Annotated in this window: 11 protein-coding genes and 1 pseudogene; 10 read left to right on the plus strand and 2 right to left on the minus strand. The window is 60.8% G+C overall.

The window, feature by feature from the left end:
* The first annotated feature begins 6 nt into the window (after nucleotides 1-6).
* The 5 genes from ACM6I7_RS15570 to ACM6I7_RS15590 all read left to right on the plus strand — a co-directional run bounded on the left by ACM6I7_RS15570 (nucleotide 7) and on the right by ACM6I7_RS15590 (nucleotide 6,353).
* The gene (locus ACM6I7_RS15570) at nucleotides 7-1,131 is read left to right on the plus strand and encodes a mannuronate-specific alginate lyase (RefSeq protein WP_115988166.1); all 1,125 of its coding nucleotides are present in this window, start codon (nucleotides 7-9) and stop codon (nucleotides 1,129-1,131) included.
* 194 nt (nucleotides 1,132-1,325) lie between these two features.
* The gene (locus ACM6I7_RS15575; RefSeq protein WP_007969546.1) at nucleotides 1,326-2,891 is read left to right on the plus strand and encodes an MBOAT family O-acyltransferase; all 1,566 of its coding nucleotides are present in this window, start codon (nucleotides 1,326-1,328) and stop codon (nucleotides 2,889-2,891) included.
* A gap of 10 nt (nucleotides 2,892-2,901) precedes the next feature.
* A complete protein-coding gene (locus tag ACM6I7_RS15580) occupies nucleotides 2,902-4,074 on the plus strand; it encodes an alginate O-acetyltransferase (protein WP_135295000.1) in 1,173 nt (390 codons plus the stop codon).
* A gap of 15 nt (nucleotides 4,075-4,089) precedes the next feature.
* On the plus strand, nucleotides 4,090-4,746 hold the full coding sequence (locus tag ACM6I7_RS15585; protein WP_007969549.1) for an alginate O-acetyltransferase AlgF: 657 nt from the start codon (nucleotides 4,090-4,092) through the stop codon (nucleotides 4,744-4,746).
* 155 nt (nucleotides 4,747-4,901) lie between these two features.
* Entirely contained in the window at nucleotides 4,902-6,353 is a 1,452-nt protein-coding gene (locus ACM6I7_RS15590) for a mannose-1-phosphate guanylyltransferase/mannose-6-phosphate isomerase (RefSeq protein WP_183785837.1), read from the plus strand.
* Nucleotides 6,354-6,426: 73 nt separating this feature from the next.
* On the opposite strand, the gene ACM6I7_RS15595 is transcribed toward ACM6I7_RS15590, so the two are convergent.
* Nucleotides 6,427-9,279 (minus strand): RHS repeat domain-containing protein, encoded by a 2,853-nt coding sequence (locus ACM6I7_RS15595; protein WP_414888836.1) that lies wholly within the window; start codon nucleotides 9,277-9,279, stop codon nucleotides 6,427-6,429.
* A 178-nt stretch (nucleotides 9,280-9,457) separates the two neighbouring features.
* Here ACM6I7_RS15595 and ACM6I7_RS15600 point away from each other — a divergent pair, with 178 nt between their 5' ends.
* The 3 genes and pseudogenes from ACM6I7_RS15600 to ACM6I7_RS15610 all read left to right on the plus strand — a co-directional run.
* Nucleotides 9,458-9,922, plus strand: a complete 465-nt coding sequence (locus ACM6I7_RS15600) for a multidrug transporter (RefSeq protein WP_098967290.1) — start codon at nucleotides 9,458-9,460, stop codon at nucleotides 9,920-9,922.
* A 36-nt stretch (nucleotides 9,923-9,958) separates the two neighbouring features.
* Nucleotides 9,959-10,783, plus strand: a complete 825-nt coding sequence (locus ACM6I7_RS15605; protein ID WP_414888837.1) for an SDR family oxidoreductase — start codon at nucleotides 9,959-9,961, stop codon at nucleotides 10,781-10,783.
* 61 nt (nucleotides 10,784-10,844) lie between these two features.
* Nucleotides 10,845-11,033 (plus strand): annotated as a pseudogene (locus ACM6I7_RS15610) (short-chain dehydrogenase); the annotation flags it as partial.
* Between the two features lie 100 nt (nucleotides 11,034-11,133).
* On the opposite strand, the gene ACM6I7_RS15615 reads toward ACM6I7_RS15610, so the two are convergent.
* A complete protein-coding gene (locus tag ACM6I7_RS15615; protein WP_414888838.1) occupies nucleotides 11,134-12,015 on the minus strand; it encodes a LysR substrate-binding domain-containing protein in 882 nt (293 codons plus the stop codon).
* Nucleotides 12,016-12,124: 109 nt separating this feature from the next.
* Here ACM6I7_RS15615 and ACM6I7_RS15620 point away from each other — a divergent pair, with 109 nt between their 5' ends.
* A complete protein-coding gene (locus ACM6I7_RS15620; RefSeq protein ID WP_414888839.1) occupies nucleotides 12,125-13,495 on the plus strand; it encodes an MFS transporter in 1,371 nt (456 codons plus the stop codon).
* Nucleotides 13,492-13,890 carry a DUF4440 domain-containing protein gene (locus tag ACM6I7_RS15625; protein WP_414888840.1) on the plus strand — a complete coding sequence of 133 codons (399 nt, stop codon included), beginning with the start codon at nucleotides 13,492-13,494 and terminating at the stop codon, nucleotides 13,888-13,890. Before ACM6I7_RS15620 ends, ACM6I7_RS15625 begins: the two co-directional genes overlap by 4 nt.
* Nucleotides 13,891-13,977: the final 87 nt, after the last annotated feature.

Below are 13,977 nucleotides of genomic sequence, written 5' to 3' on the forward strand. Positions count from 1 at the left end.
TCTGCTATGCGAAATCGAACGATCAAACACTTGCTTGCGCCATCCCTGTTGACCCTGGCGATGTTCGCCGGGGCCACTCAGGCCGCCGCGCCACTGCGTCCGCCACAGGGCTATTTCGCCCCGGTGGATAAATTCAAGAGTGGCGACAACAGCGAAGGCTGCGACGCGATGCCGGCGCCGTACACCGGACCGCTGCAATTTCGCAGCAAATACGAAGGCTCGGACAAGGCCCGCGCGACCCTGAACGTGCAGTCGGAAAAAGCCTTCCGCGACACCACCAAGGACATCACCACGCTGGAGCGCGGCACCGCCAAACGGGTGATGCAGTTCATGCGCGACGGTCGTCCGGAGCAGCTCGACTGCACGCTTAACTGGCTGACCGCGTGGGCCAAGGCTGATGCGTTGATGTCGAAAGACTTCAACCACACCGGCAAATCGATGCGCAAATGGGCGCTGGGCAGCATGGCCTCTTCGTACATTCGCCTGAAGTTCTCCGACTCGCATCCGCTGGCCACGCATCAGCAAGAAGCGCAGCAGATCGAGGCGTGGTTCAGCAAGATGGCCGATCAGGTGGTCAGCGACTGGGACAACCTGCCGCTGGAAAAAACCAACAACCACTCGTACTGGGCCGCGTGGTCGGTGATGGCGACCTCGATCGCCACCAACCGTCGCGACCTATTTGATTGGGCAGTGAAGGAATACAAGGTCGGGGTCAATCAAATCGACGCCGACGGCTTCCTGCCCAACGAACTCAAGCGCCAGCAACGCGCCCTCGCCTATCACAACTACGCCCTGCCGCCACTGGCGATGATCGCCAGTTTCGCTCAGGTCAACGGCGTCGATCTGCGTCAGGAAAACAACAGCGCGCTCAAGCGTCTGGGTGATCGGGTGCTGGCCGGGGTGAAAGACCCGGACCAGTTCGAGAAGAAGAACGGCAAAGAGCAGGACATGACCGACTTGAAAGAGGACATGAAATTCGCCTGGCTCGAACCGTTCTGCACCCTCTACACCTGCCCGGCGGATGTGATCGAGAAGAAGCACGGCATGCAGCCGTTCAAGACCTTCCGCCTGGGTGGCGACCTGACCAAGGTCTACGACCCGTCCCACGAGAAGGGCAACAAGGGTTCGTAAGAGTGAATGCAATCCCCTGTGGGAGCGGGCTTGCTCGCGAATGCGGTCTGACATTCAAAACTGATGTCGACTGACACACCGCCTTCGCGAGCAAGCCCGCTCCCACAGTGAAGTGATGTCGCCCCCTGAATTTTCACGGGGGGTTTGGGGGGGCTTTGGCCCTTGACTGTTGGTTCAAACATGGAGAGATCGGGATGGTATTTTCATCCAACGTGTTCCTGTTTCTGTTCTTGCCGATCTTTCTCGGCTTGTACTACTTGAGCGGGCAACGCTATCGCAACCTGTTGCTGCTGATCGCCAGCTACGTGTTCTACGCGTGGTGGCGGGTGGACTTCCTGGCGCTGTTCGCCGGCGTCACCCTGTGGAACTACTGGATCGGCCTGAAAGTTGGTGCCGCCGGCGTGCGTACCAAACCGGCGCAGCGCTGGCTGCTGCTCGGCGTGGCGGTCGACCTGTGCATCCTCGGCTACTTCAAGTACGCCAACTTCGGCGTGGACAGCATCAACGCGATCATGACCTCGTTCGGTCTGGAACCGTTCATCCTGACCCACGTGCTGCTGCCGATCGGTATCTCGTTCTATATCTTCGAGTCGATCAGCTACATCATCGACGTGTATCGCGGCGACACCCCGGCCACCCGCAACCTGATCGACTTCGCGGCGTTCGTGGCGATCTTCCCGCACCTGATTGCCGGCCCGGTCCTGCGTTTTCGCGACCTCGCCGACCAGTTCAATAACCGCACGCACACCCTCGACAAGTTCTCCGAGGGCTGCACGCGGTTCATGCAGGGTTTCATCAAGAAAGTCTTCATCGCTGACACCCTCGCTGTGGTCGCCGACCACTGCTTCGCCCTGCAAAACCCGACCACCGGGGATGCCTGGCTTGGTGCGCTGGCGTACACCGCGCAGCTGTATTTCGACTTCTCCGGTTACAGCGACATGGCCATCGGTCTGGGCCTGATGATGGGTTTCCGCTTCATGGAAAACTTCAAGCAGCCGTACATCAGCCAGTCGATCACCGAGTTCTGGCGCCGCTGGCACATCAGCCTGTCGACCTGGCTGCGTGACTACCTGTACATCACCCTCGGCGGTAACCGTAAAGGCACGCTGATGACCTATCGCAACCTGTTCCTGACCATGCTGTTGGGTGGTCTGTGGCACGGCGCGAACATCACTTACATCGTCTGGGGCGCCTGGCACGGCATGTGGCTGGCGATCGAAAAAATGCTCGGCATCAACACCTCGCCGCGCAGCCTGAACCCGATCCGCTGGGCGCTGACCTTCCTGCTGGTGGTGATGGGCTGGGTGATCTTCCGTGCCGAAAACCTGCACGTCGCCGGGCGCATGTACGGCGCGATGTTCAGCTTCAGTGACTGGTCGCTGTCGGAACTCAACCGCGCCAGCCTCACCGGTCTGCAAGTGGCGACCCTGGTGGTGGCGTACGCAACCCTGGCGTTCTTCGGCCTGCGTGATCTGTACACCAACCAGCCTCCGGTGAAGAGCAAACCTGAAGTCAACGTCGAAGCAAACGGCCCTGCCACCGCGACCCCGGGCATGATCAAAGCCGCGCCTGGCGAAAACCCGGCGAGCATCCACGAGCCTGGCTACACCGTCGGCGTCGAAGCCCAGGTGCAACCGGCCTACTGGACGGCGGACTGGTCACGCTACGTGATGCGCGGGCTGATCCTGCTGCTGTTCATCGCCTCGATTCTCAAACTCTCGGCGCAAAGCTTCTCGCCGTTCCTTTACTTCCAGTTCTGAGGGATCTGACATGACCCGCTCATTACGCATCTTCTACATCGCGCTGTTTCTGCTGACCCTGCTGGTGCTCGGTCTGTGGTCGGTGCGCAGCTTCTTCGGCTTCAGCACCAACGCCGATGCGACCGTGCTTAACGGTCGCTGGACCAAAGCCGTGGAAACCCACTACGACGATCAGTTTCCGATCAAGCGTCTGGGCACCAACCTCTGGGCGGCGCTGGATTTCAAACTGTTCAACGAAGGTCGTCCAGGCGTAGTGCTCGGTCGCGATCAGTGGCTGTACAGCGACGAGGAATTCAACCCGATCGTCAACGAAGAACTGAACCTGCAAGGCAACTACGCGCTGGTCGAAGGCGTGCGCCAGACCCTCAAAGCCAAAGGCGTGAAACTGGTGATGGCCATCGTGCCGGCCAAGGTGCGCCTGTACCCGGAACACCTGGGTGAAGTGAAACCGGCGAGCATCCACGCCAACCTCTATCAGGACTTCCACGCCCGTGTCGCGGCAGACAAGATCCTCGCCCCGGACCTGCTCGGCCCGCTGCAACAGGCCAAGCAGAACGGTCAGCAAGTGTTCTTGCGCACCGACACCCACTGGACCCCGGAAGGCGCTGAAATCGCCGCCAACACCCTGGCGAAAACCATCGCCGACAAGTTCCCGCTCAGCGGCGAGCCACAGCGCTTTGTCACCACGCCAGCGGAGAAGGTCACGCACAAGGGCGACCTGCGTCTGTTCCTGCCACTGGATCCGCTGTTTGAAAACCTGATGCCGGCACAAGAGCCGCTGCAGAAGCGCAACACCGTGGCCGCCGAGCAGCCTGCCGGTGACGACGCGCTGTTCGCCAGCAGCGAAGTACCGGTCGCGCTGATCGGCACCAGCTACAGCGCCAACCCCAACTGGAACTTCGTCGGTGCGCTGAAACAAGCGCTGCACAGCGACGTGGTCAATTACGCCGAGGACGGCCACGGCCCGATCCTGCCGATGCTCAGCTACCTGAAAAGCGATGACTTCAAGAACAGCCCGCCACAGGTGCTGATCTGGGAGTTTCCTGAACGATATCTGCCTGTGAACAACGAAATCGGCGACGCCGACCCACAGTGGGTCGCAGAGCTCAAACAAGCCGGTGCTCGCCAACAAAACGTAGCCATCAACACTAAATCCGAGACGCCCGATCGGGCGCAAAACTGAAAGAGAGGTAACACCATGACTTTCACTACTACTCCTCGTCGTCTCGCCAAACGCTTCGCATTGGTTGCGGGTCTGAGCGTGCTGTCGGTCCAGGCCTTTGCCGGTGGTGACGCCGCGCTGTACGGCCCGACCGCGCCGAAAGGCTCGACCTTCGTGCGCGTCTACAACGCCAGCAACGCCGAAGTCAGCGCCACCGTCGGCAGCACCAACCTGAGCGACGTTGCGCCACTGGCCAGCAGCGACTTCAGCTTCATGCCGGGCGGCGACTACAGCGCCAAGGTCGGCAGCCAGACCCTGCCGGTCAAACTCGCCGGTGACCACTACTACACCCTGGTCAACAACGCGTCCGGCGCGCCACAACTGATCGAAGAACCACCGTTCAAGAACAAGCAGAAATCCCTGGTGCGCGTGCAGAACCTCAGCGACAAGCCGCTGACCCTGAAGACCGCCGACGGCAAGACCGACGTGGTGCCGAACGTGGCGGCCAAGGGCCGTGGCGAACGTGAAATCAACCCGGTGAAAGTCAGCCTGGCGCTGTACGAAGGCGACAAGAAAGTCGGCGACGTGAAACCGGTCGCCCTTGAGCGCGGTGAAGCAGCGGTGCTGTACGTCACCGGTTCCGGCAGCAGCCTGTCGCCAGTCTGGGTGAAACGCCCGGTGTCGACTCGCTAACCAATTTCATGAACTGACGCAGTAACCCTGTGGGAGCGAGCCTGCTCGCGAATACGGTCCGACATCCAACATCAATGTCGACTGATGTACCGCTTTCGCGAGCAGGCTCGCTCCCACAGGGCCTCTAACCAATCGATTTTTATGGAGTAAACAATATGATTCCGGTGATCTTGTCAGGTGGTAGCGGTTCACGTCTTTGGCCGCTTTCGCGTAAGCAATTCCCTAAACAATTCCTGGCCCTGACCGGTGAACACACGCTGTTCCAGCAAACTCTGGAGCGCCTGGTGTTCGAAGGCATGGACACGCCGATCGTGGTCTGCAACAAGGATCACCGCTTCATCGTCAACGAGCAGTTGGCCACCCGTAACCTTGAATGCCAGCGCATCCTCATGGAGCCGTTCGGCCGCAACACTGCGCCAGCGGTAGCGCTGACCGCGATGATGCTGGTCAACGAAGGCCGTGACGAACTGATGCTGGTGCTGCCAGCCGACCACGTGCTGGAAGACCAGAAAGCCCTGCAACGCGCCCTCGCCCTGGCCACTGTCGCCGCCGAAAACGGCGAAATGGTGCTGTTCGGCGTGCCGGCAACCAAGCCGGAAACCGGTTACGGCTACATCAAGTCCACCGGCGATTCGCTGCTGCCGGAAGGCGTCAGCCGCGTCTCGCACTTCGTCGAAAAACCCGACGTCAAACGCGCCACCGAATACGTCGAATCCGGCGGCTACTACTGGAACAGCGGCATGTTCCTGTTCCGCGCCAGCCGCTTCCTCGAAGAGCTGAAAAAGCACGATCCGGACATCTACGACACCTGCCTGCTGACCCTCGAGCGCAGCCAGCAGGACGCCGACACCGTTACCCTGGACGAAGCCACTTTCGCCTGCTGCCCGGACAACTCCATCGACTACTCCGTCATGGAAAAAACCCAGCGTGCCTGCGTGGTGCCGCTGACCGCTGGCTGGAGCGATGTCGGTTGCTGGTCGTCGCTGTGGGAAGTCAACGAGAAAGACGCCAACGGCAACGTCAGCAAAGGCGATGTGGTTATCCAGGACAGCAAGAACTGCATGATCCACGGCAACGGCAAACTGGTGTCGGTGATCGGTCTGGAAAACATCGTCGTGGTCGAAACCAAAGACGCGATGATGATCGCCCACAAGGACAAGGTTCAGGGCGTCAAGCAGATGGTCAACACCCTCAACGAGCAGGGTCGCAGCGAAACCCAGAACCACTGCGAGGTTTATCGTCCGTGGGGTTCCTACGACTCGGTGGACATGGGCGGGCGTTTCCAGGTCAAGCACATCTCGGTCAAACCGGGCGCGTGCCTGTCGCTGCAGATGCACCACCACCGCGCCGAACACTGGATCGTGGTCAGCGGCACTGCTGAAGTGACCTGCGACGAGAACGTCTTTCTGCTCACTGAAAACCAGTCGACCTACATCCCGATCGCCTCGGTGCACCGCCTGCGCAACCCGGGCAAGATCCCGTTGGAAATCATCGAAGTGCAATCGGGCAGCTACCTGGGCGAAGACGATATCGAACGCTTCGAAGATATCTACGGTCGCTCCACCCCGATCGAACGTGGCGTGTCGGTGAAAACCATCGCGCAGTGATCGCCCGGCAATGAGAAGCCCCCGTCCAGCCCGCTGCGTCCCCTATCCGCAGTGGGTTGGGCGGGGGCTTTTTTCAACTCAACGAATGTTGTCGAGTCAGCCTCGGCCGGGAATATCCCCCCAGCGATTGCTGCCTTCCCGCGTAAGGAGCCGGTGCGAGCAGTCCGATAAAGTCCTGGGTCCGCTGCAGGCTCTGCAGCGTACTGGACGTTTGCATCGACAAGTCGGAGACCGCTTCGAAAAGCTCCGGATCCGCGCTGCCGGTGGTTGCCAGCTCGGTAAGGATGGCCTGCGTCCTGAACTCGACCATGTCGATGCCTGCCGAAAGATGTTCGTAAGTGTTGCTCAACGCCTCAGCATTCAGTCCCTGCGCTGCATGGATGAATTCCCGCCCCGTCTGGAACAGCCCCCGAGTTTCTGGTCCCAGCTTTTCAGAGACTGCCTCGATCACTTTATCCTCGGCCTTGGCGCGCACCATTTCGGTCAAGCGTGATCGACCGTCGGCCGTGCGCGGATCATGCGCTGCCAATTGCAGTTTCACTGTGGCAAGACTCAGCTTCTTTTTCGGCTCGACGCTTTCAACCAGAACCTTGGGATTCAATTCGCTGCCCTTGAAATGGATAGGTCGGTTCAACTGATAGGTGTCCACCACCTTGTCGATGGCTGCACCCGCCAACTTATCGGCGACCTTCGTGCCAATCTTGCCCCCAAGCGAACCGGCTACCGGTCCGAACACGGTGCCCATTGCAGTGCCAATCGTGCCCCCTGCGGCTTGAGCGCCTGCGCTGAACATGCTGCTGGCCAGTTGCGTCCCGACGCGCCTGACCAGGGCCTGAAACCGGTGTCGCGCCTGAGTGTGGTTGAGCAATGAGTTTCTGACGTCCGCTGCCGCCGAGGTCATCGTGCTCATTAATGCCTGCTGCTTTTGCACACTGTCAGCCAACTCTGATGTGGCGGTCTTCCCGCCCCCATCGGTGTCGACATGGTTCATGGGCGAGTTACCCACCATCTGATACAGGTTCGGCCCGTCGATAAAGCCTTTCGGGTCAGGATTCAACCAGCGCTGCAACCACGGCATGTAATAGCGATAGCCATAATAATAGAGACCTGTGGCATCGCGCTCCTTGCCCGAATAACGCAGGGTTTTGTAACTGGCCTCGGTGTCCTTGCTCCACGCCGTTTCACCGAACGGGAAGAAAGTTTCTTGACTGATGAACCGGGCATCCTCGCCCAGTTCCAGGCAGGTCGATCCGAGATGATCCGTCAGCGTGTACCGAAAATGGTCATTGGAACCGGTGGGCGGAGGACTTTCCCAGTGCAGCACGTGTACACGGCTGATGTGGCCCTCGACGAAAATCACTTGCAGTTGTTCACCGGTGGCCGTGTCGGTACGTAGCTCCAGCCCAGGCAAATAGCGCACCTGGGCCGTGACGCCGCGGGCATTCGTCTGGAGTGAGCGAATCTTGCGCACACGTTGGCCGGCACCGTCGTAGCAATAGTGTTCACGGTCATTGGGGCCGCTGGCACGTTCGACCGGCGTGACCGATTGCAACTGATTACGCAGATTCCACGTCAATGAACTCCCCGCGTACAGCGCTCGCAAATTGCCACGGGGATCGAACGCCGCGGCAATCTCCTCTTCCGTCGGTGGCACGCCATTACGGTAAGGCAAACAGCGATTACTTGATCGCGCAGCTTTGAGCTCGCGGCCATTGCGCACGCCAACATGCGTCAGCAGCAGCAGATTGCCGGATTCATCGTAGTCGAAGGTCTGTCGATAATTGCTCACTGCTGCCGGATCGTCACGTCCGATGGACGCCGGACCTTGAGTAGCAGCACCTGCTTCCCAACCGGTGGCCACATGCAACTGGTAGAAGCTGTCATAGTCGAAACGCCTGACAGGATCGATACGCTGGTTGGCGAAATACCGGATCGGCAGTGCCTTGTCCTCGATGCTCAGCAAGTTACCCATCGGGTCGTAGTCGTAGATCAGATGTTGCAATACCTCGCCCCCGGCTTTCCTCGCATGGCGGGTTCGCAAACGACCGTCCTCGGGCTGATAGGTCAGCGTCGTCAGCACACCATTGCCCGCCAGTTCCTGAGTGACTTGCCCATCAGCGTTGTAACGAATGTCGCTCACCAGCGTTTGCGCTTTGGTCTGGTGCCGCAATTGCAGATGGCAGGCGCGCAACTGACCGTCCAGCGTCAACTCGCGGTCCTGTCGATTATCACGTGCATCGACTTGTTCGAGTACCTGCCCCAGCGGCCCGAAGCGCCAGCGGGTCGTTGCACCGTCACCAGGCTCCAGCAAGCGCTGGCGGTCATCAACGTTTTGCGGCCAATCGGGGACGCTGGGGTCGAGGGTGAAGTGCCGCGTGCTTTCAATGCATTGCCCACTGATTGCAAAGCTTTGCGAGCACACACTACCCGCCGGATCATCGTGCCGAATCAACTGGCCCAGCTGATTCCGGGAGGGATCACCCGCGCCGGGCTGACCGTAAGTGAGACGTTCGACGCACCGCCTAGGCTCGGATGCGCCTTCTTCGAACACGGCAATCGGACGCAGCAACGGGTCGTGTTGCACCTCGCGCCAGGTCTCTCGACTGTCCCAGTCGTACAGCGTCTCGGCACCCAGCCCGTTCAACGCCAGCTGCGTACCGGCATCGACGCTGTCGGAGCGCAGCGTTTGCCCGATCAACGAATAAAGGGTGCGCAGATTCGCTGGCGTCAGCGGCTCGGTCGTTTGCAGTGCCCACAGGCGCGGATCCCACTGTTCCACAACCCTTCCGGCAGCGTCGCGCACCGTGCGATTGACGCGGGTTTGAGCTGGGCAAAGGTCGTCGGCACGCCAATAACCAACCGTCCGAACCTGCAGCCCGCGCGGGTCGCTTACTGAAAGCGTCGGTGTTTTGCCATGCTTGTTCATCAGCTTGCTCCCGGCACTAGCGTTATCCATGCTTCAGGGCATCAGAGCATCCGCGCTTTGCGATTTTCAACTGTCAGAAATTACAGTACCGACTGACGGTACATTCGGAATACGCGCGAATGTCCGTTGCGCCGGCCCTCCGGTAGGATGGTACTCACGAACCAAGGAGCGTTCCCTCATGTTCATCGGCATCCTGCTGATCATCACCTGGCTGATTCTGCTGCTGCGCTATCCCGCCAAGGCTGTGCCGGTCTCCGTGGCCGCGGCTGTCGGTCTGGGCCTGGTGGCCATGTGGGTGGTGTGGCTGGACAACCGCGAGCTCAAGCAACTGGCGCGCCTTGAGATGCGCATCAGCTATGCACCGGAGCAATGCCCGGCAGATCGGCCGCTGCAATTGAAAATGAAAAACGGCAACGACGTGCCGCTGACTGAACTGCGCTGGCGCATCGCAGCTTACGCGCCGGGCGACACGGTCAATCTGGCCGACAACCAATACACCGCCCCGCGCTATCGCGGCCCCGGCGAACTGCAGGCCGGCGGCGACTGGGAAGATTGCCTGCCAATGCCTCCACTGCGCCCCGGTTATCGCCCACAAACCCTGGAGTTTCGTGCCGAGCGCTTGCAGGGCAGTTTCTCCGACTGATCCCCCTCCTCCCATTTTTTGCACAAGGAATGCGCCATGCCCGTTGCGTTGATTACCGGTTGCTCCAGCGGCATTGGCCGCGCCCTCGCTGACGCGTTCAAAGCCGCCGGTTACGAGGTCTGGGCCAGTGCGCGCAAGGCTGATGATGTTGCGACCCTCGCCGCTGCCGGGTTCAGCGCGATCGCGCTGGACGTCAATGACAGTGTGGCGCTGGAACAACTCGCCGAGCGCATCAACCAGCAACACGGCGGCCTCGACGTGCTGATCAACAACGCCGGTTATGGCGCGATGGGGCCGCTGCTCGACGGTGGCGTGCCGGCCATGCAGCGCCAGTTCGAAACCAATGTGTTCTCGATTGTCGGCGTTACCCGCGCCCTGTTTCCGGTACTGCGCCGGACCAAGGGGCTGGTGGTGAACATCGGCAGTGTCTCAGGGGTACTGGTCACGCCGTTCGCCGGCGCCTACTGCGCCTCGAAGGCCGCGGTACATGCGCTGAGCGATGCGCTGCGCATGGAGCTGGCGCCGTTCGGCATCCGCGTGATGGAAGTGCAACCGGGAGCGATTCAGTCGAGCTTCGCCAAGAATGCCGGGCATGAAGCGGAGCAACTGATCAACGAGCAATCACCGTGGTATCCGTTGCGTGAGGGAATTCGTGCGCGGGCCAAGGCCTCGCAGGACAAGCCGACCCCGGCCAGTGAGTTTGCGGCTGAGTTGCTCAAGGCTGTGCAGCAGAGCACGCCGCCACGCTTGATCCGTATTGGTAATGGCAGCCGCGCGTTGCCATTGCTGGCGACGTTATTGCCCAAGGGATTGCTGGAGTCGACGTTGATGAAGCGGTTCGGGTTGCGCGGCCAGCTCTGAGACCGGGTTGACGCTTTCGCGAGCAGGCTCGCTCCCACAGGAGAATGCATTCCAAATGTGGGAGGACAAGCCGACCCCGGCCAGTGAGTTTGCGGCTGAGTTGCTCAAGGCGGTGCAGCAGAACACGCCGCCACGCTTGATCCGCATTGGTAATGGCAGCCGCGCGTTGCCATTGCTGGCGACGTTATTGCCCAAGGGGTTGCTGGAATCGACGTTGATGAAGCGGTTCGGCTTGCGTGGGAAGCTCTGAGACCGGGTTGACGCTTTCGCGAGCAAGCCCGCTCCCACAGGAGAATGCATTCCAAATGTGGGAGCGGGCTTGCTCGCGAAGGGGCCAGATCAGCCAACACTCAACCCCAACCCTTCATGAAATCTATAAACGCCCGCACCTTCAGCGGCAAATGCCGGGTATCCGGATACAGCGCGTAGACACCCTGCGGGGCAAAGCGGTAATCGGCCAGCAACCGCACCAATCGCCCGGCCTGCAGATCCTCCTGAATCAGCCACTGCGGCAAAATCGCCACGCCTTGCCCGGTCAACGCAAACGCCCTGAGCGTCGCCGAGTTGTCGGCGACGATGGCGGTGGTCCCCGGTTTTGGCTGGTAGACATGCTCACGGCCGGTCGGGTCGGTCACGGTCATTTCCGGAACTCGGCCATGGCCCAGCGTCGGCATCGACTCCAGCGTCGCCAGCGTGGCAACCGGCGCGAAGCGCTCGACCAGTTGCGGCGCCGCCACCGCAAACACTTCGAACCTCGACAACTGCACCGCGCGCAAATTCGAGTCGTGCATGCGCCCCAGACGGATCGCCATGTCGAAGCGCTCGGAGATCAGATCGGCGTGGGTCGAAGACGTCGACAAGTGAATGTTCAGTTGCGGCTGTTGCTGGCGAAACACTTCCAGCGCCGGCACCACTTGGGCCAGGGCAAACTCCACAGTGGTGGTGATGCGCAACGTGCCCTTGAGTTGCGAATGCTCGGAGCGCGCCTCCTCGATCGCCAGTCGCGCTTCGTCGAGGGTGCGCAGGCAGCGCCGATAGAAGCGCTCGCCGGCATCGGTCAGGGCCAGTTGCCGAGTGTTACGCGTGAGCAAGGTGACGCCCAGTTCTTCTTCCAGGCGCTTGAGATTGAAGCTCACCACCGCGCGGGTCTGGCCCAGCGTCTCAGCCGCCGCCGTCAACGACCCGGCCTCGACCACGGCTTTGAAAGTGTCAAAACGGTCCAGGCTGACCATATCCAGCGCGCTCCCTGTCAAAATTATTTTGACAAACTAGCAGGCAAACCAGCGTTTTCCTAACGCCTGAAGCGCACTACCCTGCGCGTCTCATCACAGGGAAGCTGCCATGGCCTATCGCTCGAAAGTCGCGCTGGTGTATCTGTTCGGGTTCGCCCTCGACCTGCTGAACATGTTCGCCGCGAGCATCGCCTACCCGGACATCGCCCGGGAATTACAGGCCTCGGTGACGCAATTGGCGTGGATCACCAACGCCTACATGCTCGGGCTGATACTGATCATTCCGCTGAGCGTGTGGCTGGCGGCGCGGCTGGGCGAACGGCGGCTGATTCTGGGCTCGTTGTTGCTGTTCGGTATCGCTTCCGGTCTGGTGGCCCAAGCCGGGTCGATTGAGAGTCTGATTGGCTGGCGTCTGTTGCAGGGGCTCGGTGGCGGGTTGTTGCTGCCGATCGGTCAGGCCTTGGCTTATCGGCAGTATCCAGCGACACAACGCGCGCACCTGACCGGCGTGGTGCTGATGGTCGCGCTGATGGTGCCGGCCCTGTCGCCAGCGGCGGGCGGCCTGATCGTCGAGGCGTTGTCGTGGCGCTGGATTTTCTATCTGAACATGCCGCTGGCGCTGCTCGCGTTCGGCCTCGGTCTGCGCTGGTTGCAAGCGGATCAACCCGGCACGGAACGCCCGACACTGGATATGCGCGGCCTGCTGCTAGCGGTGGCAGCTCTGACTCTGTTGTTGATTGCCGTGAGCCTGGCGAGCGCCGCCGCTACCCGTCACCTCGCCGCCGGAGTTCTGCTGCTCGGCGTCCTGACCTTATGGATGTACCTGCGTGATGGCTGGCACAAACCCGACGCGGTGCTCGACCTGCAACTGCTCAAGAGTCCGTCACTGCGTTTGGCAATGCTGATCTACCTGTTCGTGCCCGGGGTGTTTACCGGCACCAACATGATTGCCGTGTTGTACCTGCACGACCTCGGCTTCGGCGCCGCGCAGACCGGTGCGCTGATGCTGTCCTGGGCGGCCGCATCGGGGGTGGCGATCATGCTCGGCAAACGCAGTTTCAACCGCATTGGCCCCAAACCGCTGCTGATCACCGGGATGCTTTTGCAGTGCCTGGGGATTGTCCTGCTGATGCGCATCGAACAACCCGCCGCCACGCCGCTGATCATTGCCTATGCCTTGATGGGACTGGGCGGCAGCCTGTGCAGCGTCACCGCGCAGAGCCTGGCATTTGTCGGCATCGCGCCGGAAAAAATGGGCCACTCCAGCGCTCTGTGGAACATCAATCGCCAGCTCGGTTTCTGTCTTGGCGCCGCGCTGCTCAGTTCGCTGTTGGGTGCACTGGGCGGCAACGGATTCAAATACTGCTTTGTCGCAGCGGCCTTGCTCACCTTGTTGCCCATGATCGCCGTGCTGCGTTTCGACGCCTCCACAGTGCTCGCCCTGCTGAGCCCACCTCCCCTTCAGGAAAAATCCACATGACTGACTACAACGAATATTTTGATGAAGTGTTCCAGGCGCACCTGGTGATCGAACGCTGGTTTGCCGTGGAGCAGGATTCAGCCGAAATGGAGCGCTTGCTGAGCCGATTCTCGGCGGATTTTTCCATGGTCACGCCGCTGGGCCGGGCGCTGGATATCGAAGCCTTGCGTGCGCTGTTTCACGCGGCGGGCGGGAAGAAGCCCGGGTTCAGGATCGAGCTCAGTGAGCTGCGCGGGATTGCGCTGCATGCGCATGGCGCGACGCTGAGTTATCGCGAGCAGCAGAGCGATGCGAGCGGGTTGCGCACCGATCGCCGGTCGACGGTGGTGTTTGAAAAGACCGAGGCCGGGTGGGTGCTGTGGCGGCATTTGCAGGAGACGTTTTGCGCTGAATGATTACTCGGTTTTGGTCTGAAAGACCGGGTTGTTCTCTTCGCGAGCAGGCTCGCTCCCACACTGGATCTGTGGCACATCGAAGATCCC

The organism is Pseudomonas sp. IT-93MI4 (genome assembly GCF_949767635.1).
Lineage (GTDB): Bacteria > Pseudomonadota > Gammaproteobacteria > Pseudomonadales > Pseudomonadaceae > Aquipseudomonas > Aquipseudomonas putida_A.

Excerpts from the sequence above, each read along its gene's own strand:
- ACM6I7_RS15570 (WP_115988166.1), top strand. The coding sequence starts at position 7 with ATGCGAAATCGAACGATCAAACACTTGCTTGCGCCATCCCTGTTGACC.
- ACM6I7_RS15575 (WP_007969546.1), top strand. The coding sequence starts at position 1,326 with ATGGTATTTTCATCCAACGTGTTCCTGTTTCTGTTCTTGCCGATCTTT.
- ACM6I7_RS15580 (WP_135295000.1), top strand. The coding sequence starts at position 2,902 with ATGACCCGCTCATTACGCATCTTCTACATCGCGCTGTTTCTGCTGACC.
- ACM6I7_RS15585 (WP_007969549.1), top strand. The coding sequence starts at position 4,090 with ATGACTTTCACTACTACTCCTCGTCGTCTCGCCAAACGCTTCGCATTG.
- ACM6I7_RS15590 (WP_183785837.1), top strand. The coding sequence starts at position 4,902 with ATGATTCCGGTGATCTTGTCAGGTGGTAGCGGTTCACGTCTTTGGCCG.
- ACM6I7_RS15595 (WP_414888836.1), bottom strand. The coding sequence starts at position 9,279 with ATGAACAAGCATGGCAAAACACCGACGCTTTCAGTAAGCGACCCGCGC.
- ACM6I7_RS15600 (WP_098967290.1), top strand. The coding sequence starts at position 9,458 with ATGTTCATCGGCATCCTGCTGATCATCACCTGGCTGATTCTGCTGCTG.
- ACM6I7_RS15605 (WP_414888837.1), top strand. The coding sequence starts at position 9,959 with ATGCCCGTTGCGTTGATTACCGGTTGCTCCAGCGGCATTGGCCGCGCC.
- ACM6I7_RS15615 (WP_414888838.1), bottom strand. The coding sequence starts at position 12,015 with ATGGTCAGCCTGGACCGTTTTGACACTTTCAAAGCCGTGGTCGAGGCC.
- ACM6I7_RS15620 (WP_414888839.1), top strand. The coding sequence starts at position 12,125 with ATGGCCTATCGCTCGAAAGTCGCGCTGGTGTATCTGTTCGGGTTCGCC.
- ACM6I7_RS15625 (WP_414888840.1), top strand. The coding sequence starts at position 13,492 with ATGACTGACTACAACGAATATTTTGATGAAGTGTTCCAGGCGCACCTG.